The 23,758-nt window shown below is 33.2% G+C and carries 22 protein-coding genes; 8 read left to right on the forward strand and 14 right to left on the reverse strand.

All coding sequences use genetic code 11. The features are described 5' to 3' along the window. Positions 1-6 precede the first annotated feature (6 nt). The 4 genes from M0M57_RS04855 (at position 7) to M0M57_RS04870 (ending at position 3,296) form a co-directional block, all read left to right on the forward strand. Positions 7-246: a GlsB/YeaQ/YmgE family stress response membrane protein gene (locus M0M57_RS04855; protein WP_248435897.1), complete on the forward strand. Its 240-nt coding sequence runs from the start codon at positions 7-9 to the stop codon at positions 244-246. Positions 247-544: 298 nt separating this feature from the next. Further along, positions 545-2,074: a hypothetical protein gene (locus tag M0M57_RS04860; RefSeq protein WP_248435899.1), complete on the forward strand. Its 1,530-nt coding sequence runs from the start codon at positions 545-547 to the stop codon at positions 2,072-2,074. A 14-nt stretch (positions 2,075-2,088) separates the two neighbouring features. Beyond that, positions 2,089-2,658, forward strand: a complete 570-nt coding sequence (locus M0M57_RS04865; protein WP_248435900.1) for a DUF6705 family protein — start codon at positions 2,089-2,091, stop codon at positions 2,656-2,658. 68 nt (positions 2,659-2,726) lie between these two features. Further along, the gene (locus M0M57_RS04870) at positions 2,727-3,296 is read left to right on the forward strand and encodes a DUF6705 family protein (protein WP_248435902.1); all 570 of its coding nucleotides are present in this window, start codon (positions 2,727-2,729) and stop codon (positions 3,294-3,296) included. Between the two features lie 31 nt (positions 3,297-3,327). Here the strand turns inward: M0M57_RS04870 and M0M57_RS04875 are convergent, their stop codons facing one another. After that, entirely contained in the window at positions 3,328-3,717 is a 390-nt protein-coding gene (locus tag M0M57_RS04875; protein ID WP_248435904.1) for an HIT family protein, read from the reverse strand. A gap of 21 nt (positions 3,718-3,738) precedes the next feature. Next, complete coding sequence (greA, locus tag M0M57_RS04880) at positions 3,739-4,215, reverse strand: transcription elongation factor GreA (protein WP_248435906.1); 477 nt, start codon at positions 4,213-4,215, stop codon at positions 3,739-3,741. 224 nt (positions 4,216-4,439) lie between these two features. Between greA and M0M57_RS04885 the strand changes: the two genes are divergently transcribed. Beyond that, positions 4,440-4,859: a Rieske (2Fe-2S) protein gene (locus M0M57_RS04885; protein ID WP_248435908.1), complete on the forward strand. Its 420-nt coding sequence runs from the start codon at positions 4,440-4,442 to the stop codon at positions 4,857-4,859. Positions 4,860-4,898: 39 nt separating this feature from the next. Here the strand turns inward: M0M57_RS04885 and M0M57_RS04890 are convergent, their stop codons facing one another. From M0M57_RS04890 to M0M57_RS04915, 6 genes are all read right to left on the reverse strand, one after another. Next, the gene (locus M0M57_RS04890; RefSeq protein WP_248435910.1) at positions 4,899-7,118 is read right to left on the reverse strand and encodes a TonB-dependent receptor; all 2,220 of its coding nucleotides are present in this window, start codon (positions 7,116-7,118) and stop codon (positions 4,899-4,901) included. Between the two features lie 332 nt (positions 7,119-7,450). Beyond that, complete coding sequence (arfB, locus tag M0M57_RS04895; protein WP_248435912.1) at positions 7,451-7,852, reverse strand: alternative ribosome rescue aminoacyl-tRNA hydrolase ArfB; 402 nt, start codon at positions 7,850-7,852, stop codon at positions 7,451-7,453. A 1-nt stretch (position 7,853) separates the two neighbouring features. Further along, positions 7,854-9,968: a DUF4301 family protein gene (locus tag M0M57_RS04900; RefSeq protein ID WP_248435913.1), complete on the reverse strand. Its 2,115-nt coding sequence runs from the start codon at positions 9,966-9,968 to the stop codon at positions 7,854-7,856. Next, complete coding sequence (gene pnuC, locus M0M57_RS04905) at positions 9,929-10,552, reverse strand: nicotinamide riboside transporter PnuC (RefSeq protein ID WP_248435914.1); 624 nt, start codon at positions 10,550-10,552, stop codon at positions 9,929-9,931. The genes M0M57_RS04900 and pnuC overlap by 40 nt, the downstream gene beginning before the upstream one ends. Beyond that, entirely contained in the window at positions 10,545-11,264 is a 720-nt protein-coding gene (locus M0M57_RS04910) for a phosphoglycerol geranylgeranyltransferase (RefSeq protein WP_248435916.1), read from the reverse strand. Before M0M57_RS04910 ends, pnuC begins: the two co-directional genes overlap by 8 nt. Next, on the reverse strand, positions 11,264-11,899 hold the full coding sequence (locus M0M57_RS04915) for a 4'-phosphopantetheinyl transferase family protein (protein WP_248435918.1): 636 nt from the start codon (positions 11,897-11,899) through the stop codon (positions 11,264-11,266). The genes M0M57_RS04910 and M0M57_RS04915 overlap by 1 nt, the downstream gene beginning before the upstream one ends. A gap of 138 nt (positions 11,900-12,037) precedes the next feature. On the opposite strand from M0M57_RS04915, the gene ahcY reads away from it, so the two are divergent. Further along, entirely contained in the window at positions 12,038-13,354 is a 1,317-nt protein-coding gene (gene ahcY, locus M0M57_RS04920; RefSeq protein ID WP_248435920.1) for an adenosylhomocysteinase, read from the forward strand. 223 nt (positions 13,355-13,577) lie between these two features. On the opposite strand, the gene M0M57_RS04925 is transcribed toward ahcY, so the two are convergent. Together M0M57_RS04925 and M0M57_RS04930 are read right to left on the reverse strand one after the other, a co-directional pair. Next, a complete protein-coding gene (locus tag M0M57_RS04925; protein ID WP_112085875.1) occupies positions 13,578-13,784 on the reverse strand; it encodes a helix-turn-helix domain-containing protein in 207 nt (68 codons plus the stop codon). A 2-nt stretch (positions 13,785-13,786) separates the two neighbouring features. Beyond that, positions 13,787-14,290: a DUF2975 domain-containing protein gene (locus M0M57_RS04930; RefSeq protein ID WP_248435922.1), complete on the reverse strand. Its 504-nt coding sequence runs from the start codon at positions 14,288-14,290 to the stop codon at positions 13,787-13,789. Positions 14,291-14,741: 451 nt separating this feature from the next. Here M0M57_RS04930 and M0M57_RS04935 point away from each other — a divergent pair, with 451 nt between their 5' ends. Both M0M57_RS04935 and M0M57_RS04940 read left to right on the forward strand, forming a co-directional pair. Beyond that, on the forward strand, positions 14,742-14,966 hold the full coding sequence (locus M0M57_RS04935; RefSeq protein WP_248435924.1) for a hypothetical protein: 225 nt from the start codon (positions 14,742-14,744) through the stop codon (positions 14,964-14,966). A gap of 22 nt (positions 14,967-14,988) precedes the next feature. After that, on the forward strand, positions 14,989-16,332 hold the full coding sequence (locus M0M57_RS04940; protein ID WP_248436729.1) for a deoxyguanosinetriphosphate triphosphohydrolase: 1,344 nt from the start codon (positions 14,989-14,991) through the stop codon (positions 16,330-16,332). Here the strand turns inward: M0M57_RS04940 and M0M57_RS04945 are convergent. Genes M0M57_RS04945 through M0M57_RS04960 form a run of 4 tightly spaced genes read right to left on the reverse strand, consistent with a single transcriptional unit; the run spans position 16,329 to position 23,694 of the window. Then, on the reverse strand, positions 16,329-17,276 hold the full coding sequence (locus tag M0M57_RS04945) for a DUF3078 domain-containing protein (RefSeq protein WP_248435926.1): 948 nt from the start codon (positions 17,274-17,276) through the stop codon (positions 16,329-16,331). The two genes, M0M57_RS04940 and M0M57_RS04945, sit on opposite strands and share 4 nt — an antisense overlap. Positions 17,277-17,317: 41 nt before the next feature. Beyond that, positions 17,318-19,081, reverse strand: a complete 1,764-nt coding sequence (locus tag M0M57_RS04950) for a 1-deoxy-D-xylulose-5-phosphate synthase (protein WP_248435928.1) — start codon at positions 19,079-19,081, stop codon at positions 17,318-17,320. A gap of 37 nt (positions 19,082-19,118) precedes the next feature. Further along, the gene (locus M0M57_RS04955) at positions 19,119-21,674 is read right to left on the reverse strand and encodes a CHAT domain-containing protein (protein WP_248435930.1); all 2,556 of its coding nucleotides are present in this window, start codon (positions 21,672-21,674) and stop codon (positions 19,119-19,121) included. A gap of 13 nt (positions 21,675-21,687) precedes the next feature. Then, a complete protein-coding gene (locus M0M57_RS04960) occupies positions 21,688-23,694 on the reverse strand; it encodes a PKD domain-containing protein (RefSeq protein ID WP_248435932.1) in 2,007 nt (668 codons plus the stop codon). Between the last annotated feature and the right edge of the window lie 64 nt (positions 23,695-23,758).

Below are 23,758 nucleotides of genomic sequence, written 5' to 3' on the forward strand. Positions count from 1 at the left end.
ATTTTTATGAATTTTTTGTATTTCTTACTCATCGGTGCTATCTCGGGATGGCTTGCAGGTCAACTTTGGAAAGGTTCAGGTTTTGGATTAATCGGTAACATTATTGTTGGAATCATTGGAGGATTTGTTGGTGGCTGGTTAGCTGGTCATTTCGGAATTGGTGGAGGCGGATTACTTTGGCAAATTCTAATTGCTGCCGGAGGAGCTTGGGTCTTACTTTTTCTGATAAGTTTGATAAAAAGATAAAACGAAAAATCCCGATAATTTCGGGATTTTTTAATTGAAAAAATTCGATTTTAGACTGAATAATCTAAATACTTATAAAAAATAGCAAAAAAACATTTTACATAAAGAAATTTTTTGTTAATTAGTATTTCCAAATTCAAACGTAAATAATTGAGAGAAATCAATTTTTTACGGTCTTTATTATTTTTCAAATTAATATTAAACTACTGATAATTTATATTTGAAAATTGTGAAGCATGATAATTTGGTTTTAACTCATTATTAAAAAAATGAATCTAAACCAATTAATTTTTTTATCATGACACACAAATTTAAATCACTTTTAAGTTTCATTATTTTTCTCTTCCTTTTCTCTTCGTGTGAAAAAGATTTTTACGAAGATATCGATTTACAAAAAAAGCAAATCAAAGAGATTGATATTAAAACGATTACGTATGAAGATTTTTCTAGAAAGATGCAGGTTTTAAAGAATAAACCCGCAGTAAAAATGATTATGAATAAAGCAAATTCAAGCTTAACTAATCATAATGCCAGAACAGGAGATGATTCTGATATTGAAATATATACAGATATAATCAAAGAAATAACCTCAGGAACATACAAATCTTATACGATGTATATCAAGACATCGGACACGATAGCCAGTAGATTTTACAATCTTACTTTAGAAGAGAAAGAAGGAAACACCGATGCATTTATTACAAAATATAGCCCTACCGAAAATTGGTTAAATGACAAAAACCAACCATTTGAGGGAGGAATTACAACTTTCAGGGCAGAACCTGGACCAGGAGGTTCAATTAAATTCACACATGTTGATGAGGAAGGAGGAGGTGCAATTGAGGGTTCAAATATTTATCCAATTGCTTGCGATGGAACAGTTCAAACCACCATTATTGTGGAGGCCATTATGTGTTCAGAATATGTCCACTGGCCATGGTCGCCAACTACACCACCTTGCGATGCTAATGTTAAAGCAAGATATAAGTACACTTACAGATATGAATGTGTTCCAGGTATTACGTTTCCGGGCTCTGGAGGCTCTAACCCGGGAGGAAGTTCATCAGTTGGAGGTGGTAGTACTCCCGGCGGGAGCAACAATACTTCAGAGCCTCCAGGCTTGTTCAATGAGGATGGATCGATAACATCGCCAATTTTAACAAATAGTGAGGTGAATCATATAAAAGAATTAAAAAAGATAACCAATCAAAACGAGAATGGCACTAATGGACTAAGAAACTACATAGACCAATTAGCAGCAAATACAGACAATCCAATTGAACAAGGCATGGAGTTTAAACTTAATAGCAATGGCACTTATTCTGCTTATCCTGCTCAATCCAATGGAGTTGATGGCACAGGCTTTCCTCCTGTAAGTGTGAATAACCCAATCATTAGAATGCATAAACATCATACGGGTTTAAACCCTATCTTTAGTGCAGAAGACGTATTGGGTATGGTTGACTTTTTTATTCAAAAAAACAACTTAAACCCTAATTCTCCCGAAAACAATAACATCACTTTTATAATGGTGTCAGAAGATGGCGTTCATGCTTTACGTGTTAGTAATCCTATTGAAATTGAAGAGTTTAATAGTTATTATTCTACCCGTCAAGCTAAACTACTTTTTAGAGGTGCGTATGAAAAAAAGGTGATAAAAAAATCTCAAAATGAATGTAATGGTACTTGCACTAATGAAGAATACAAAAATCTTCTACTTCAAAATTTTATAGCTTTTTTTAAAGAGATGGTTTGGGGTATTGATTTTTATTATGCCCCACACCCTGCAAACAATAATGACAACTATAATTGGACAAAACAAAATTAAAAACCTTATTTATTATGAAAACACAAGCAATCATATTCTTATTACTTTTTACAATAGTAACTCTTTCTGCTCAGGTTATTGAAAAACCAATCGAATCATTCTATGAACCAAATCAGCCAAGTCACGTATACTATAAAGATGTCAATAATCTTCTAGACCAATATGTTGGCACTTGGGAATATAATAGTAGTAGTCATTATTTTAAAATCACTTTTATCAAACAAATATATATTAGAGAAACCCCTATTGCTAACACTAAAACTACGATATACACAGACAGGTTAGTTGGTCATTATCTATATAGGTTGAATGGTATTGAAATTTACAATATTAATAATGATGATTTTGCTTTAAGTACCAGCGGAGCTTTTGCTTTTGATGGCTTTTCTATATTTTTTGACGAACCAAGTTCTAATCCATGTGGCCGTAGAATAATGGGTGATGTTAATTTAATATATTCAAATACGAATGGTGTTGAAACCATCGGTTGGAATAGAACAAATATAGATTGGGGGGCAAGTTGTAACCCCAGCGATCAAACTCCATTTAGAATTCCGGCTAATATGGTTTTAACAAAAATATAAAACACATCTCATAACTATAATTTATAGCCATAGCGGCTTTTGGTATAAATGAAAGCCGCTTTTTTATTATGAAAACAATATCAAGCCTATTTTTATTTCTTTTTAGTGCAGTGACACTTTCGGCACAGGTTATTGAAAGACCCATTGAAACTTTTTATGAACCCAATCAACCAAAGCATGTATACTATAAAGATGTTAACAATCTTTTAAATAAATATGTAGGAACTTGGGAATATACTAATGGAGGACATTATTTTAAAATCACTTTTACAAAACATACTCAAGTTAGAGAAACACCGATAGGTAACACTAAAATAACTGTTTTTTCAGACAAACTAGTTGGTCATTATGAATATAAACTGAATGGTGTTGAAATATACAACGTAACGAATAACTATTTTGCTGATAGTGATATGGGTTCTTTCAGGTTTGATAGTTTTTATATTTTTTTTGATGAACCAAGTTCCAATCCATGTGGCCGTAGAATAATGGGTGAAGTTAATTTACTATATTCAAATACGAATGGTGTTGAAACCATCGGTTGGAATAGAACAAATATAGATTGGGGTAGAAATTGTAATCCAAGCGATCAAACTCCGTTTAGAATTCCGGCTAACATGGTTTTAACAAAAATATAAAACTAAAAATCCCGAGTTCATCGGGATTTTTTTATAATTCATTCTTTATTTTCTGCACTGTTGCTTCAAATTCTTCTTTGGTTAAGCTCACTTTCCGTTGAAATCGCATATCGTCCATTTCTTGTAACGGAATCAGGTGAACATGAACATGAGGAACTTCTAAGCCAATCACACTCATCCCTACTCTTTTACACGAAATTGCTTTTTCCAAAGCAACTGCCACTATTCTCGAAAACTTCATCAAAGCCAAATAATGGTCTTCTTCCATTTCGAAAATCTTATTGATTTCTTGTTTTGGAACACACAGTGTATGTCCAACAGCATTAGGATTTACATCTAAAAAAGCAATAAAATATTCATCTTCTGCAATTTTATAGGATGGAATTTCGCCGTTGATTATTTTGGTAAAAATGCTTGCCATTGATTTAAATTTTCAAAAAAATTAATCTCTTGAAATTTCTAACACTTCAAATTTTAAAACGCCGTTTGGTACTGTAATTTCGGCTACATCGCCAACAGATTTTCCTAATAATCCTTTTCCGATAGGAGAAGTTACTGATATTTTTCCTGTTTTTAAATCGGCTTCACTTTCGGCCACCAACGTATATTTCATTTCCATGCCGTTGGCTTGGTTTTTAATTTTTACGTTAGATAACACTAATGCTTTTGATAGATCAAGTTGCGATTCGTCAATTAATCGGGCATTTGAATATACTTCTTCCATTTTAGAAATTCTCATTTCCAATAATCCTTGAGCTTCTTTTGCAGCATCATATTCTGCATTTTCAGACAAATCACCTTTATCTCTTGCTTCTGCGATGGCTTGTGATGCTTTTGGTCGTTCAATATGTTTAAGATTTTCTAATTCTTCTTTTAGTTTTTTTAAACCCTCTGCGGTGTAATACGATACTGTACTCATAACTTCATGTGTTTTTTGTTGCAATTCAATTTTTCAAAATTCATAAAAGTTGAACTTTGATATATAAAATCGTTATTTTTATCGTTATATAAAATAGAAAAAATCCCCTTTGAGAGGATTCCTTTCAACAAAGATAGTATAATTTTTAATTATTTGAAAATTTATTCCTTTATAAGGCTACTCAAAGGTAATTAAATTAAATTTGCCAAATGAAAAAAATGTTTATGAAAAAGTTTGTTTTGTTGTTGGTTTTTAGTGTTTTCCTCTCAGGATGTGAAAAAGAACGCTTTAACAATTTTAATCCCAATATCCCAAATTATACTTTTACGGTAGATATTAATACTGATTTACCACTTTACAGCTCATTAAAATTTGCCGGAAACTCGGTTTATATTTCACAAGGAAATGCCGGCGTGAGAGGAATTATAGTTTTTAACACCGGAAGTGGCTATAATGCTTTTGATGCAGCTTGTCCAAATCAACCGTTGAGTTCTTGTTCAACCATGACGATTCAAAGCACAAACGCCATTTGTCCTTGTGATGAAGAATCGTATAACTTATTTACCGGCTTAGGAACTTTAGATTATCCGATGAAACGATATCGGACAGAAGTAAATGGTGCGTTTGTAAGAGTTTATAATTAAAAGAAATCCTGACCGCAAAGTCAGGATTTCTTCTTTATACTAAAATAATAGGCTTATTCCTGAAAGGAAATTAATTCCCGCTTGCGGATAAAAACCGGCTCCTTCAATAGTTGTAATAGTTCCCGGCGATGAAAAATCGTCATCATACGTATAGAAATAGCCATTACTTTCGTATTTAAGGTTAAAAATATTGTTCACTAACGCACTAAATCGAATTGCTTTAAAAATTTTATTCGTTTTGATTTCATACGAAACATTAAAATCATTTACATAATAAGCATCTAATTTTGAACTTTCTGCATCGATATTCCCCATAAATTGTTCACTCACAAACTTTGATAAAAAGGAAAGCTGTAAATTTTTAACTGGGACAAAAGTGAAACGATTCGCTGCAATAAAATTTGGCGAAAAAGCAATGTTGGTTGAACCTAAGTTTTCAACAACTCCATCCCGTTGAAAAATGAAGTCTTGGTTTTTGTTCTGGCTAACCGTAAAATTAGGCTGCAAATAGAATTTATCTGAAAGTTTTAAAGTAGCATCAACTTCTAAACCAACTCGGTAACTATCACCACTGTTGGCACGAATTGGTGCTCCTACATCATTTAATTCTCCTGTTAAAACCAATTGGTCTTTGTACATCATCAAATAACTGTTAACATTCAATTTTACGTTTTCTGTTGCATATCTCCATCCTAACTCAAAATCATCTAATTTTTCAGGTTTTGGACTCCCGTTTTCATAGTCATTTCGGTTTGGTTCGCGTTGGGCTTTGGCATACGAAAAATAAAAATTATTATTTTGATTTAAAGTGAAAGTAATTCCGGCTTTTGGATTAATGAAATTAAAATTGTCGTTCACAATTCCGGTATCTTCGCCATTGGCTTTAAAACCAACATTTCTGTATTGAATATCTCCAAAAAGTCGCCATTTTGAAGTTAAATCATAATTCATTTTTCCAAAAACATTGACATCGGTTTTGGTTGAAAAATCATCATAATAGCGATCTCTAATTTCACTTTGCGAGGCAAATTCTGCCCAAATGATTTCACCAAAATGAGCTCCTTCATATTTATTGGCTCCTCCACCAAAAATAAAATCAACTTTATCTTTTTTATAATTTAATGAAAAAGTCGTTCCGTAAAAATCATTATCCAACCAACGACGACGAATTAAATCGGTTACATCGATGGTTTCTCCTCCCAAAGAAATTGGATTTAAACCATAATCAGCAAAATCTTCATCTTCTCTATATTGTTCAAAATAGCCTTTTCCTTTAGTATAATGAAAGGCTAAATTCGTGCTCCAATTGTCATTCCAACGTTCATTCCAATGCAATTGATAATGATCTTGCTGATAATTATCTACTTCATTGTCATAAAATTTCATGTTTCCTTCGTCATCAAAATACATTCCGGCCGTGTTGAACGTTCTGTCATTTTCCAATAATTCGAGATCTTCCAGACCATTCCATGCTTGATAGGTTTTTTGAGTTCCTCCAAAAGCAAGAGCTTTAATTAAAGTGTTTTCGCCAACATACGTTCCTTGCAAAAAATACGATTTCAAATCGGATGAAGCTCTGTCGATATAACCATCTGAAACAACATTAGATAATCGTCCTGCAATTTCAAATCTGTCATTCATTAAGCCTGTACTGAATTTTACAGTGTGTTTTCTGGTATTAAAACTTCCGTAGGAATTGGAAATTTCACCACTGGCTTCTTTAGAATACGAGTCGGTTAACAAGTTTAAACTCGCTCCAAATGCTCCAGCTCCATTGGTAGATGTTCCAACTCCACGTTGCAATTGCAAACTTTCGGTTGAACTGGCAAAATCGGGCATGTTTACCCAGAATGTTCCTTGGCTTTCGGCATCGTTATAAGGAATTCCGTTGATGGTCACGTTTACACGTGTTGCATCGGAACCACGAACACGAATTCCGGTGTAACCCACGCCTGCTCCGGCATCGGTTGTAGTGACTACTGAGGGAAGATAATTCATCATAATCGGAATATCTTGTCCCAGATTTCGAGATTGAAATTCTTCTTTGCGAAGATTGGAAAATGTAACCGGCGATTGAGCAGTTACGCGAACGGCAGAAACCAAGACTTCATCTAACGGAATGTCTTTGGTTTTGGTTGTATCGACAACCGTTTGCTGTTCCTGAGAAAAACCGATAAAAGAAAATAGAAAAAAACTCGCAAAGCAATACCTACTAAGCGTTTTTGAGCCATACTGGCGATTGTTGAATAAAGTTTTCATTCGTAAATTATTACGAATAAAAGGGGCAATTATTCTGGGTTAAAAATTAAAATTGATACTCTTGACATCAAAATAAACGTGCACATTTACTTTTTTGTCTAATCCCTAAACAGCATTACCTGTTCTAGGTTCGTTGGGTATGATCTCAGCTCGTTATTTTGAGCACCCCTTTGAGACGGTGCAAAGGTAGTAAAAGATTTTCAATGGCAATGACAAAAATCAATGGCAATGGCAAAAATCAAATTCAATGACAAAAACGGCCTGCTTTGCAGGAGATTCCTATTTCGACTTCGTCATCTTGCGGAATGACAAAAAAATGAATTAATTATCCTTTAAACATCCGGTTTCTTTCGGTTTTGTTTAGTTTCTGAAGTAGTTCGTTTTTCCTTAATTCTTTTTTCGATGACAGAACGTGGAATTTTGGTTGGTTTTCTTTTTTTGGGAATGACCAATGCGTTTTGAATGAGTTTCAAAAAACGTTTGGTTACAATTTCTTTGTTTTTGAGTTGACTTCTATCTTCGTCGCAGTTTAAAATCAGAATTCCATCTAACGTTAATTTTGTTTTTAGTTTTTCTGAAATTAGTGTTTTTTCTTCCTCAGACAAACTTTGTGAATTGAGCACATCAAAAGACAGCACTACTTTAGACGAAACTTTGTTTACGTTTTGTCCTCCTGCTCCGCTACTTCTTACGGCTTTGAAAGTTAATTCTGTTATGATTTTTTCGGCCTCCATTTTATTGCGGTTGGTGAGCTATTTTTAATAAATCATTCACCGTTTTTACCGGATTAAATGTTATCAAAGGTACTTCTACAAAAACAGTTAACCATTTTGCCATTGCTCCGTTCCAAAGTCCTGGTAATTCATACGCTTTCAAATCTTTCCCACCTTTATTTTTATGAACAATAAAACCACTGGTATGATCTACAAATTCAGTTAAATCAAAATTGGCTCCTCGGTAATTTCTAATTCCACACACTAAATCAACCGGATTAAAATGAGTTGAACTTTTTAGTATTTTCATCTGACTAGCATCCTTTTCATCAATTTGAGATGACTCAACAATTTGCAAAAAAACTAATCCTTTTCTATCTCTCACCCAAAAAGGTCCTCCACCGGGTTCGCCTTCATTTTTAACCATTCCACATACACGAATTGGTCGATTTAAATAATTTTTGAGATAGTCGATTTTACTTTCTTTGGTATATTTAGAAAAATCTTCTACTACTTCAAAATGTAATTTCGACTGAATAAAATTCACGATTTCATCCAACGTTTCTTTATTAAGATTATCTTCATCAAGCATTCGAAGGTAATCGAAAATCTGATGTTGTTTATCTAATAAAATTCCTGCCAAAGCTTTTTTATACAACGAAATTTCATTTAAATGATTCTGAATCACATTGTCAATGTTTTTTACAAAAATTACATCGGCATCCAAATTATTCAAATTTTGAATTAAGGCTCCATGACCGCCTGGCCTAAAAACCAAACTGTCATTATCTTCTCTAACAAACTGATTGTCAAAATCTAAAGCAATGCTGTCGGTTGATTTATCCTGATACGAATAGGCAACACTAATCTCTGTTTGAGAAGTAATTTCTATTTTTGTTTTTACATTTTCTACAATTTTTTCAAATTCAGATTGATGCTCCTCTGAAACCGTGAAATGCAAATGAGCTTTTTGATTGGAAGAAGCATAAGCAACAGCTTCATTCAAATGCTCTTCGATTGGCGTTGCAATGTGCGAAGGATAGTTATGAAAAGGCAAAACACCTTTTGGTTTATTGGCAAAATCAAATTCTTTTGTGGATAAAAGTGTTTTTATAAATGCATATTGTTTGCTATCATATCCCCACGTGTCAAACTCTGGATAAAGTTTTTTTAAGCGATAAATCACATCATTATAAAACGAAAACTTCTCTACACCAATTAAAAAAAGTGATAAGTTTTTTGCTTTTTTTCGGTTGATGTACGCATTTATTGACTCTTCTCCCAACTTATAATCATGCAGAAACTCGTTTAAAAATTTGAACATTCTACTTGCAGCTCCGGAAGCAGGAACAAACTTTTTAAGTTTTAAATGATTTCGCTTTTCATCAAAAAAATTGGCAAAATAGGTTGCTTCGTCAATTGATAACGGCTCTATTCCGTCGTTTAGTTTTGCCGGTCTTTCAAGATTAACGGCCTGAATTCCGTTGGTTAAAAACTCAATCTGATTTTTCACCAAGTCTAACTTAATATCCCTTTGGTGCAAATTGATAAAATCAAATGAATTCAGTCCTAATTCTTTGCCTTCCAAAAGAGTTGAAACTAATGCTACCGCTTTTTGAAATCTTTTTTCTTTTGAACCCGATAATTTTAAATACGGTTTATTGAATTTGATTAAATTTTCCTCGAAAATCTGTAAAGTCATTTCTCTGTTGTCAGGACTATCTCGCAAATCGTCTTTTTGCCAAGGCACATCGACATCGGTTAACAAAAACAAATCGTATTTATGTTTTTTGGCTGCTTTTTCTAAAATTGGATCTGTTTCTCCGTAATGAATATCTGAAAAAACCTTGGTAACCATCAAGTTTGTATCGGCAAACAAAAACGTATTTGCCTTTTGTAATCCTTCATTTTCCAATTTGGTTTGACCGATGGCAATGGGCAACAAATCCTCCTTTTGGCAAATCTGTTGCTTATTTTCCCATTTTTGCTGAAGATAATCACGAGCAAATTCAGGAATCCAAACCGTATTGAAATGTTCTGCCAATTGTTTAGCCAACGTGGTTTTACCGGTGCTTTCCGGACCATAAATGGCTATTTTTATGATTTCTGTAGACTGTTGTTTAAGGTTTTCTTCCATTCGATATATCCATAAAAGGCGATTATTGTAAAAATAAAATATTGCAAGCTAGTGAACGTTAATCCTTTATAGTAATACAAAGGAATTGAAACGATATCACCCACTATCCAAAAAATCCAGTGTTCAACTTTACGTTTTGCCATGAGCCACATACCCACAAAAAATACTCCGGTAGTAAATGTATCAACATAAGCTGTCCAACTTGTAAATTTATCAAAAAAAGTGTAAATCAACACTACTCCAATCGATGTTAAAACAAAAATTACAATTGCCCATAATTTTTCATTTTTGGTAATGTTTGCAATTGGAAATTCTGTTTTTCCTTCTTTTTTGCGAGTCCAATGATACCAGCCGTAAACACTCATTATTGAATAATAAATGTTGATGGTAAAATCGCCCAGCAACTTCCATTCCCACAACAAATATATAAAGATGGTTGTACTGATAATTCCGGTTGGGAATACTAAAATGTTATCTTTTTTAGCACACCAAACACTAATTAAACCAAAAATTACCCCAATGATTTCCAGAAAAATGTGAAGATTTGAATAGTCTTTGTATTGGGAAAAAAGTAAATCAATCATGAGTAAAAAAGTTAAGATCGTTTTCAAAAGCAGTTCCAATCACAACCAAATCGGCTCCGGCATCAAAAGCGTTTTGAATTGCTTTTTGCGAACGAATTCCGCCACCAACAATCAGTGGAATTGAAATTTCTTGAGAAACCGCCTTAATCATTTCTAATGGAACGGCTAATTTTGCTCCGCTTCCGGCTTCGAGATAAATCAATTTATTGCCTAAATATTCTCCAGCTTTTGCGGTTTGGCAGACATATTCTACATTATTTCTGTCTAAAGGTTTGGTTTTACTGATTCGTTCCACAGCAGTTTCACTTCCGCTTTCGATTAAAATATAACCGGTTGAAATAATCTCTAAGGATGTATTTTTTAAAAGTGAAACAGCATTCACATGATGTTCAATTAGATAATCAGGATTTCTACCGGAAAGTAAACTCAAAAATAAAATTCCATCTGCAAAAATTGAAATCTGTGATGGATTTCCAGGGAAAAGTACTATCGGAATAGTTACCTTCTCTTTAAGAAAATTAATCTGTTCATTAATTTTATTAGTTTCAACGATGCTACCGCCTATAAAAATATGAGTTGCCGGACTTTGTATAATTCTTTCAACCAAAACAGATAAATTATCCATTTCAATCTTATCCGGATCTAATAAAATAGCAAGTAATTTTCGATTTTCGGCTTTTGCCTGTAGTATTTCTTGGTAGATTTTTTTCATTATTCGGTTTCCCAAAGCCAGACTAAGGTATAATTTTCAATTTCGGTAAAGTAAACCAAAAATTCTCTTTTTACCGAATTAAAATCTAACAAAGCAGTTGTTTTTGCCTCGTTCATCTCAAATGGTTGTACAAAAATATGGTCTTTAAAACTAATTCCGATTTCGTTTCTCACTTTAAAAACGGCTTCTTTTACGCCCCAAATGACGGTTAATTTACTAACGAATTCGGCAGGATTATGTTCGCATTCATACACAAACTCTTCTTCTGCAAATTTATAAGCGATTTTTTTTACCAAATCACGACGAAGTTCTAAATCGATTCCAACATTTTTATCTGATAAAACGATAACCGAAAAACCAAACGAATGCGAAATAGAAATATTTACACCATCTTTTAAATGAGGTTTTCCAAATTCATCATAATACAAATCAAAATCGGTGTAGCCATTATATTGCAAGAGCATCCGAACCGCCATAAAACCTTTTTGATGACTTTCGGATTTCATGCCTTCCAATCTTGCTAAAGAAGTATCTTTCAGCGAAACTTCACGAAATAAATCATCAAAAGACTCTGTTATCTTCCAAACAAAAACAGCTGTTTTTTCATCTACATTTATTCTTTGGTAAAATGGCATTGTTCAAAAGTATATATCAAATTGTATTTCAAAACATTAGTTAACTAAACAAATCACAAAAAACACAAAAAGGCTTTTAAATTTCTAAGCTATTCCGTAAATTTGCATAAATTTTTAGCTAATATAACTATTTTATAAATGAGTACACAAACATTGCCATTTGTAGCGTTCAAAGTGAAAGATATTTCGCTTGCCGCTTGGGGAAGAAAAGAAATTGAATTGGCCGAGGCCGAAATGCCGGGCTTAATGGCTCTTCGCAGAGAATATGGCGATAGTCAACCGTTAAAAGGAGCTCGTATTGCAGGTTGTTTGCACATGACGATTCAAACGGCTGTTTTGATTGAAACATTAATCGCTTTAGGTGCAGAAGTTACTTGGAGTTCATGTAATATTTTTTCAACGCAAGATCATGCCGCTGCTGCAATTGCTGCTGCCGGAATTCAAGTGTATGCTTGGAAAGGATTAAACGAAGTTGATTTTGATTGGTGTATCGAGCAAACCTTATTTTTTGGAGAAGACAGACAACCATTAAACATGATTTTGGATGATGGTGGTGATTTAACGAATATGGTTTTTGATAAATATCCTGAACTAATTGCTGGAATCAAAGGTCTTTCAGAAGAAACGACTACCGGAGTTCACCGTTTATACGAAAGAATGAAAAACGGAACATTACACATTCCTGCTATCAACGTAAATGACTCGGTTACGAAATCGAAATTCGACAATAAATACGGTTGTAAAGAATCGGCTGTTGATGCAGTTCGTCGTGCAACAGATATTATGTTAGCCGGAAAAAGAGTAATCGTTTGTGGATACGGTGACGTTGGAAAAGGAACTGCTGCTTCGTTTAGAGGTGCTGGTTCAATTGTAACTGTAACTGAAATTGACCCAATTTGTGCTTTGCAAGCTGCGATGGACGGATTTGAAGTGAAAAAATTAGAAACTGTTATCAAAACAGCGGATATCATTATCACAACAACCGGAAACAAAGACATCGTTGTTGGAAAACATTTTGAACAAATGAAAGACAAAACCATCGTTTGTAACATTGGTCACTTTGACAATGAAATCGACATGGCTTGGTTAAACAAAAACCACGGTGCTTCAAAAATTGAAATTAAACCACAAGTTGACAAATATACTATTGCCGGAAAAGATATTATCATCTTAGCCGAAGGTCGTTTGGTTAACTTAGGTTGTGCTACAGGTCACCCAAGTTTTGTAATGAGTAATTCATTTACAAACCAAACTTTAGCTCAAATTGAATTATACACCAATGCTTCTGCTTATAAAAACGAAGTGTATATGTTACCAAAACATTTAGATGAAAAAGTAGCCGCTTTACACCTTGAAAAATTAGGCGTTGAATTAGAAACATTAAATGTAGAGCAAGCTGCTTATATTGGTGTGGATGTTCAAGGACCTTACAAACCGGAGTATTACAGATATTAGTAGTAAGACAATACAATAAATATAAAAGTCATACAGCAATGTGTGACTTTTTTTTATGAGCTTTTTCCCGCTTTTCATTCCAAGCTTGTTTGCTAAAGCTGTTTTTTCTAAACCGCCCCAAGAGCTTCCGTTGGTCGCTTTGGGTCAGCAAGAAAAAATCAGCTATAGCTGCACAAGGCTTTCCATTACAATCGGGGCTAGGAGATTGTGCTTTAAAACAAAATTATTCCTTCACAAATTCCATAATATCACCCGGCTGACATTCCAATATTTCACAAATCAATTCCAATGTCGAAAACCGGATGGCTTTCGCTTTTCCGGTTTTTAATATAGAAAGATTGGCTGTTGTTATCCCAATTTTTTCGGCCAACTCATTCGAACGCATCTTTCGCTTGGCGAGCATGACATCTAAGTTTACTATAATTGGCATAACTAAATCATTAAATCATTTTCTTCTTTATAGGTTCTTCCCATTTTAAAAACTTCGGCTAAAACTTTAAAAAACAATCCTAAACCTAACAGAGATAAAAATGGACCGTAGCCAATTCCAATCGATAGTTTACCATTAATTACTTGAATGATAAAATTAATTATTACATAAATGATGGCATTAAGCATAATTAAATTTCCAATTTTGTCCAACAATTCTTCATTTGCAACATCAAAAATTAATTGATTTCTAAAGTTTACTAGTAGCTTTCTAAAAAAGAAAAGTATGTAGATAAATAATCCAAGATATACTATTCCAATCGGTAGAGCATATTTATCATAAGTAGAATGTGGTGTTAACTCTGAGTCATTAATAGTTAGAGTAGTCTTAATTGGTAAATCAATAAAAAGCATTGCAATTGACACAATAATAATTATCGGTAAAATTATCCAAGACATAATCCAAACAAAATCCACAATAGCTTTTAAAATGTTTAATTTTCTCATCCTAATAGGTTTTAAATTTGAAACAAATATATAAAAATTATTGATAAACAATAATAAATAATCAAAAAACAACTAAAATTTAAATTATATCACTTTATTAAAAATTATTTGTCAAAATAAAAAGTGTATAGCTTTATATAAAATTCACAGTATCTGTTTCAAAACCCTAAGCGGTTTAGTGTGTGATTTCTCCTTCGTCGAAATGACAGAACAGGATGTGTATTTTTTTAAAATGAGGTTATATACAACTCAGATAATTTATATTAATTCACTAAAAGCCAAGAATTAATTTATGCAAATTAGTAATCCTAAGCGAAGTGAAGAGACGAAGTAAAGCCGTGACAATAAAAATATGTGTAATTCAAATTAATTATTTTCTATTGCACCATTTCAACCTCTTTCTTCCAAATTCAACTTTCAATTCGTACATTTGAAAATCAATTCAAGAATCATGTCAAAAGAAAAAAAAGGTGTCTATACCGGCATCATCGAAAAAGATGAAAACGGCAATTATTTCTGCGGAGAATATTTGTTGGATTTTAAATATACCGAAGCCAACTTCAAAATTGGCGACGAGGTAAACATCAAAACCGTCATCGAAAACCCAAGCGATATCAGCTACAACAAATACCCAAAAAAATCAAGAAATTTCTTCTTGGCAAACGATAAGAAATAAATTTAAAACCTACACTCTCATGATGAATTGGGAACAACTTTTATCACTCAAACGACAAGGCGACACCGGCAAACGTTTACGTTCAGAACAAGATGACACCCGTTTGGGCTTTGAAGTAGATTATGACCGAATCATTTTTTCTGCCGCTTTCCGCAGTTTGCAAGATAAAACACAAGTTATTCCACTTTCAAAAACAGATTTTGTTCACACACGTTTAACACATAGTTTGGAAGTTTCCGTCGTTGGTCGTTCCATCGGACGATTGGTGGGAAAAAAAATCATCGAAAAATATCCGTATCTCAAAGAAGCTCACGGTTTTCACATGAACGACTTTGGAGCCATTGTAGCCGCCGCTTGTTTAGCTCATGACATTGGAAATCCACCCTTCGGGCATTCAGGTGAAAAAGCTATTGGTGAATACTTTAAAACCGGAAACGGACAACAATACAAAGACCAACTCACCGCCAAAGAATGGCAAGATTTAATTGATTTTGAAGGAAATGCAAACGGCTTTTCTGTACTAACCGGAAACCGAGCCGGCATCGAAGGCGGGTTGCGAATTTCGTATGCAACGTTAGGAGCTTTTATGAAATATCCCAAAGAAAGTTTACCTAAAAAACCAACCAATGCCATTGCCGATAAAAAGTACGGTTTTTTTCAACAAGACAAAGCATTTTTTAAAGATGTTGCAGAAGAATTAGGCTTAATTCCAAATAAATCAGGTGATGATTTGGGTTATGAACGTCATCCGTTAGCCTATTTAGTGGAAGCTGCAGACGATATTTGTTACACCATCATCGACTTTGAAGACGGAATCAATTTAGGCTTAGTAGAAGAAGATTTCGCCTTAGAATATTTAATTAAATTAGTAAAAGAAAGTATTGATGCTTCCAAATATAATTCCTTAACAACCAAAGAAGACCGCATTAGTTATTTGCGTGCCTTGGCAATCGGAAGTTTAATTAATGATGCGGTTCGTGTTTTTATCGAAAATGAAGAAGCTATTTTGCAAGGAAAATTCCCGTATGCGTTAACCGATAAAAGTAAGTACAAAGCTCAAATGGATGACATTATCAAATTGAGTGTAAAAAAGATTTATCAAAGTCAAGAAGTAATTCAAAAGGAAATTACCGGCTATCATATAATCAATAACTTATTGGATAAATTCATTACCGCTTTTAATAATAAGCACGAAGGAAAAATGTCGAATTACGACCAATTATTGTTGAAACTTTTACCTGAAAAATACCAAGTAGAAAAAGCAAATTTATACGAAAGATTAATGCATATTTCCCATTACATTTCATTATTAACCGATGGAAATGCACTTTTATTAAACAAAATTATTTCTTCCAATAATGGTTAAAAAGAATAGGTAACACCAATTCCTAACGCTTGTTTCAATTGTAATTTAGGGCCAACAGTCACTTGTTCGCCCGCAATTTCTTCTTTAGCTTTAATATCATCATCATAAATCATATGAATGCCAATATTGGCTTTAACGTATTGATTTACAACTAAATCGACGGTTAATTGCCAGTCAACATCCACATTTCCAAAGTTGTTTATGTAATCAGAATATAATGAAAGTCGGTGCTCAAAAAACATATTTTTATAGAATTCCTTTTTCCAGTAACTGTTAAAAAGCATACCAAATTCTGTTCTGGATTTACGACCTCTTCGCAATAAATTTCCCTCTTCATCATAAATTGCTTTACTCACTCCAAATGAGCCCATATCTGCTAATCGTTGATCTAAAACAAGCGTGTTTTTAAAAGTTATGGGAGAAAAGTAAAAATTCATATTCAAATCTTTTCGATTGTATTCAGAACCTACTCCTAGAAACACATAAGCCGGTGCAAATAATCTAGAAACCGGATCATCCGTGTTTGGATAGGCATAACCGTCAGTAAATTGCGTGTTAAAATTAAACCGGGCAGAATAATACCAATTTGAATTTGGTTCTTTTTTATAACCATAATTGGAAAGAAACGAAAAAGCATCATCAGTTTTACGAAGTTCCCTTCCTTCTTGCTTGTTGATTCCGTATCTTAGAGACATTTCATTATTCCAAATCACGCTTCCTCGAACATATTTTCGGGCAAAATCACCTTTCAACAAACCGGATACCGAACTATTTCCACCAGCATTCCAATTCACAAAAGCAATCTGACTGAAGTCTAAACCTGCAACATTTTTCTTGGTCCAATAAGTAGTATCTCTCGGAATGGTATCGCTTTCTGTTACAAGCGTTTGAGAAAAAAACAATTGCGAAACAAAAAGCATCAGTAATGGCAGAAAAAACCTCATTATTCTAAACAGTTGATTAGGAAAGGCAAAAATGACCATTTTCAATAAGATGACAAAACGGAAGCCAAACTTTTCACATTAATTTCACTATAACGTTGTAGCTCCTCAACAGTTCCTTGTTCAATAAACTCGTCAGGAATTCCAAGTATTTGAACGTTGTTCTTGTAATTATATTTTGATTTGAATTCAGCAATCGCAGAACCAAATCCGCCAATGATCGTTCCGTCTTCAATTGTAATGATACTTTCATATTCTTTAAAAATAAAATGTAAAAGAGTTTCATCCATCGGTTTTACAAACGAAAAATCATACTGTGAAAATAATTCTGAATTTGAAATTTCATCGAATGCTAACGTTACGTTTCTTCCAATAAAACCATTGGATAAAATCGCCACTTTTAATCCTTTTTTTAATAAAGTTGCTTTGCCAATTTCAATTTTTTGAAACGGTTGTTGCCAATCCACAATTTCTCCTCTTCCTCTCGGATAACGAATCGCAATCGGATGATTTAAACCTAATTGAGCAGTGAAAAGTATATTTCGTAACTCAATTTCATTCCTTGGTGAAAAAATTATCATATTCGGGATGCATCGCAAATAAGCCAAATCATAAACACCGTGATGCGTGGCTCCGTCTTCGCCAACCAAACCGGCTCTATCCAAACAAAAAATCACAGGAAGATTTTGCAACGCCACATCATGAATCACTTGGTCGTACGCTCGTTGTAAAAAAGTGGAATAAATGTTGCAAAAAACAACCATTCCTTGTGTTGCCATTCCGGCTGATAAAGTCACTGCATGTTGTTCTGCAATTCCAACATCAAAAGCTCTTTCAGGAAAAGCATCCATCATAAATTTAAGCGAACTTCCCGTTGGCATCGCAGGAGTTATGCCAATAATTTTTTCGTTTAGTTGAGCCAATTCAACCAAAGTCAACCCAAAAACATCTTGAAATTTGGGTGGTAAATGACTTTCTTCCTTGAGATGAATTTCCCCTGTAATTTTATCAAATTTCCCCGGAGCATGGTATTTCACTTGATCTTCTTCTGCTTTTTGAAGCCCTTTCCCTTTGGTAGTAATGACGTGTAAAAACTTCGGACCTTTTACTTTCTTCAACCGTTCCAATTCCGAAATTATTTCAAAAATATTATGTCCGTCAATCGGTCCTGAATAATCAAAATTCAGCGACTTAATCATGTTATTCACTTTCGGATTTTTGCCTTCTTTCACGGCAGTGAGATAATTTTTTAAAGCACCTACACTAGGGTCAATTCCAATCGCGTTATCATTTAAAATAACTAATAAATTGGCATCGGTGACTCCGGCATGATTTAAACCTTCAAACGCCATACCGCTCGCAATCGAAGCATCGCCAATCACCGCAATATGATGTTTGTTTTCTCCTTTTAATTGGGAAGCGATTGCCATTCCCAAAGCCGCAGAAATAGAAGTAGAAGAATGTCCAACTCCAAACGTATCAAATTCACTTTCGCTTCTTTTCGGGAAACCGGAAATACCATTTAATTGCCTATTAGTATGAAAAATAGATTTCCGTCCGGTTAAAATTTTATGACCGTAGGCTTGATGGCCTACATCCCAAACCAATAAATCTTCCGGCGTATTGAAAACATAATGCAAGGCAATCGTTAATTCAACCACACCCAAACTGGCTCCCAAATGACCTTCTTTTACCGAAACAATATCGATGATAAAGTCGCGTAGTTCCTGAGCCAATTGCGGCAAATGATTTACGTTTAGTTTGCGTAAATCATTAGGATAATTGATATGTTGAAGAAGAGTAGTCATTAAAAAGGAAATGACAAAATTACTATTTTGTTTTTTCTTATCGGATATATTTTCGAATTATAAAAATTACCAAAGCAAGTGCCGGAAGTAGTAAAAGATAAAACCAGTATGAGGCATGTCTTTTATTTTCAAATGTACCGTAATACGTCATTGCACTCCAGTAATAAGGCGATTTTTTTGAGTTTGAAAGATTTTTATCGTTTAAATAATCCATTTTACTTTGATGATTGGCTTCAAAATATCCTAGATCATTTTTTAAATTGCTGTAAAAATTTTTCATTAGTGTGAAAGTGGTATAATCGTTTACTTTCCATAAAGAAAATAATAAATTTTGATTGCCGTTCATTTGAAAACCTCTGGCTATGCTCAACGCACCTTCGGATTGATAGAGTTTTCCAATTCCGGTTTCACAAGCACTCAAAACCACCAAATCGCTAGTTGTATCTAAGTTATAAAACTCGGTATAATTTACTTCTCGATCAAAAAATCGTATGGAGGCAGGAGTAAATTCATCTCCGGCAGAAGCATGTGTTGAGAGGTGCAAAATAGAATAATTGGAGCTGTTTTTTTTAAAATTTTCAAAAGATGCTTCATGATTTTCTAAAGCTAAACCTTTGAAATGACTTTTAATAAAGTTTGCTTCTTCTTTTGAAAAAAGTAGCTCAGAAGAGGAGTTTTTAAAAATTGGAAAAACACCTAAAATAGTTTCACTTTTGTGGTGTAATGGTTTTTGATTCAAATAAAAATAAACAGAAGTTTGATAGCCAATTTTATAATCATGCAGCAAATAATTCATCTCAGCAAACGAAGAATTGTTTGTTTTTTTGGTAATTAAAGCTTCAAACGGAAGAAAATTTAAAATTCCATCCGGAAAAATCACTAAATTTTTTTGAGTACTTTTTTTTGGAATTTTTAAAAAATTGTAAACCAAATTTGCTTGACTGTTGTAGCCATTACTGTTGTTTGAAATGGCGTTAGGATCATTAAAATAGTTTAAAAAATCAGTTATAATTTTTTTCTCTTTGACTGTGTTTTTTATTTCAGAAAGCGTGAGTTCATTGTTTTCTATTTTAAACAGAAATAGCTTTTGATCTCCTAAAAAATAGGAAATTAGCACTGCATCATCTTCTTTTAATTGAGTAAATAACGATTTTATATCGATTTTTTTCTCAATTAATTTCTTTTTCTCTTTCGATTTAAGTTGAAGCATAATTTCATTTTGTTTCAAAATTGCTTGATTCATTTTTTCGATAGAGGGAAAAGATTTGTTTTGTTCATTTAAATAAATGGCATTCCAGTTTTGAAGTTCATTCATCAACTTTTTTTCTTGAATCGAACGATTGGAGTTGTTCTCTTTTTCGGTTCTTAAAACCAAAAACTTATTTTGTTCTGCCAATAAAAATGCTTTTTCAAGATGTGCTTTATTTTTGTCAATTTTGTGTAAATAAGTATAGACTTCCAAACATTTTTGCACTCGATTTTTGTTTCGTAGTTGATTGATAATTTTAGAATTCTCATGAATTAAAACCCATTGGATTAGTTTTTCAACCTCAAAAGCCAATTCATAACACGCCAATGCTTTTTCAAACTGATTATTTTCTGTTAACAAAGTTGCATGAAGATCTAATGTTTCCAATAAAATGGTTTCGGCATACAATTGATTAATCGTAGGGAAATTGGTTTTTTTAGTAAAATTTGGAATCAAAAGGGTATAAATTTTTGAAATTTCGAGTAGTGCCTGCTGATTGTTTTTTTGTGTCTGATAAATTAGAGCGGTTTCTAAATAAAATTTTGCACGTTCTCTAAGTGTTTGATTTTGAATTTGAAAGAAATACTTTTTTGCCTGTTCAAATTCTTGGTTCGCTTTTTCTAAATTATTTTTCTGAAGATAGAGTTGCGTTAAATTTCGATACGAATTGGAAGCAGTTTCCGGTTCATTTTGGTTTTTTAAAATGGAAATAGCTTTTTTAAAGGCGATTTCTGCCAATTCATATTGTTGTTGAATAGTATAATTTGTTCCCAAATTATTAAACAAACTGGCTTTTTGAATTTCGGTTAAAGATGTGTTTTTTAATGATTTTTTTATCAAATCAATAGCCAATTCACTTTTTCCGGAAGCTTGATAAACATTGGAAAGATTTAAAATTCCGGCATAAATTAATTCGTTGTTATTCTCTTTATTAGCCGTGTATAAGTATGATTTTATTATATGTTCGGCATTGTCATAGTCACCTATTTTTGTATACAGATTTCCTAGAGGTTTCAAACAATATTCAATAATGTCATAATCCATTAATTTTTGGCTTAGAAAGAGTTGCCAGGCGGTTTCGTAACTTGAAATCGATTCCTGTGTCAAACCAAACTGGTTTTCATAGTAGGCTTTATTGCAATATAATATGGTTAAGGCTAAAAAATCTTGCGTTGATTTTGGCTGTATTGTTGAAGTAAAACTATTTAATTTTGATAAATTTTCCTGCTTTGGGTTAGCAACAAAATCATCTACAACTTGATAAATTAAATCATCAATATTTTTGGTATTTTGTTGAGCAAAGCTCATTGCCGAAATGAGTATAAAAAAAATAAATTTACTCATGAACAAGTGGTTTTTAGAATTTCCAAATGGCATAAAATTGCCAATAGTTGAAATCTTGTTTGAAATCCATCATATAGCGAATGCCTACACTTGGGCCAATTCGAGCAAAGCCAAAAGTAACATCTGCAAAAACTTGAGTTCTAAATTTTTCAAAGGTTTTGGTTTCAAATATTTCTGAAGCTGATTGTCTTGTGTCTTCAATTTCTTCACCCGGAGTAAATTCTTGATTTTCAAAAATCGGAGCGTAAAAAAGAGTAGATTGGTTAGTCGTAGTCCGTTGGTTAATAATAGCCGAAATTTGTGGACCAACACCAACACCAATGTAGTTGTTAATGTTGTAGCGAAGTGAAATTGGAACTACATCAATGTTTTTGGATATTGTTTCTGTGCTACTACTCCTATTTGTAAAACCTAATTCATACCCTTGACCATTAGAATCAATTATTGGGGGATCAAATTGTGTTAGTGTCAAATTGCTTGATGATGATTGATTAGTTTCTAAATAGGAAAAATTCATTTCAGATTGCCAATAAAACCGATAGGATTTGAATGGAGAAATAGTAGCTCCCAGAAAATAACTTTTTGGATTGGGTTGGTCTGTAAAATAATTATATCCTGTTCTTATGCCAACCGAAATCCCCGGCATAAAGCGAGTAACAGCATAGTTTGTAATAATCGGCTCGTTTTTGTCAAAAATTATGGAAGTTCTGCTTTTGGTTTTTTGTTTATGAAAGTCTTTGCCAAATTTCATACTGTATTTTACGAATCCTTTAGTACTGTCTTTCTCGGTCACATTTTTTTGATTGGTTCCGGGTAGATAAATGTTTTTGAACGTAAAATGAATTTGATTTTTTAGAATGATAGTGTCCAAACAACTGTAATTTACAATTTCATCTTTTGGACAAATTTCACATTTTGGATACATATCCACAATTTTAAACGTTGACTTGTCAAACATTTCAGGAATGTCTGTTTCTAATTTGATGATTCTAGCCGGGCCTTCTCCATCATTTTGAAAACGGGTTTTAAAGTTTAGTGTTTTAAATCGAACCAATCGATAATTCATCAAAAAACCATTAGACGACATTTTGTTTGGATCGTGGGAAGTAACAATTTCCATCTCTAAATTTTTTACCTTGTGATTTTTATAATTCCTGTCAGGAACAAAAACACTTCGAATGGTTAAAGTAGCACTCGTATCTTTAATCATTTCCGGAGTGGTTTTTAAACTAAAAAAAACATTTCTGGTTTCGCCGGAATCAAGGTTTTCAAATTCATATACTTTTGAATTTCTGTATAATGTTTTTGATTCTTCAAGAGTAAATTCAAGATCTTCTCGGTCTTCTATTGGTCTTATGTTTTTATAAAAAATGTTTTCATTGCTTGCTAAATAACTTTCGTGATTGTCAAAATCATCAACCATGGCGATGTTTTCTGCTTGAATCTCGATTTCTCCCTCATGGGTTCGGGTTTCTATAAATTCAAAATTGTTGTTTTTAAATTGCTTGTCGTTATAAAACAAATAAAGCTTTCCGTTGGTGGTATATTCTTTTAGGTTTTGATAACTCAATACAATCACAATTTCTTCTTCCGGAACGGGCTCTCTGTTTTTTTGTAAAAACAATCCTTGATGCTCTTCAATAGAAGCAATATTTTTAAAATTGGTATCGGTAATTTCATTTACAGCAACTTTTTTTGGTCGAGTTGCCGGTGGTTTTCCATTGTCATAATTATTTGTCACTGCTAACCGAACCGTTTTTTCTCCTGTTTTTTTATAAGTATGCTTGGGTTCTTTTTCTTTGCTGTAATGACCGTCACCAAATTCCCAAAAATAAGAATAGTAGGCAGCAGGTGCTCCTGCAACCTGAATTAATGGTGGTGTTTGAGGTTTCAGAGAAACTTGATTTCCTTTTAAGTCATAACCAATAGTGGCACTTCGAGTGATGGTGTCAATTACTTTTGTTTGACTAAAACAAAATGTAAAAAAGAAAAAGGTCGATAGAATTACTACTTTTTTCATGATTAGATTGTGATGGCTTGTGATAAAATTAGCAAAAAGCGATGAATTTTCATCGCTTTTTGTG

This window comes from Flavobacterium azooxidireducens (assembly GCF_023195775.1).
GTDB classification, from domain to species: domain Bacteria; phylum Bacteroidota; class Bacteroidia; order Flavobacteriales; family Flavobacteriaceae; genus Flavobacterium; species Flavobacterium azooxidireducens.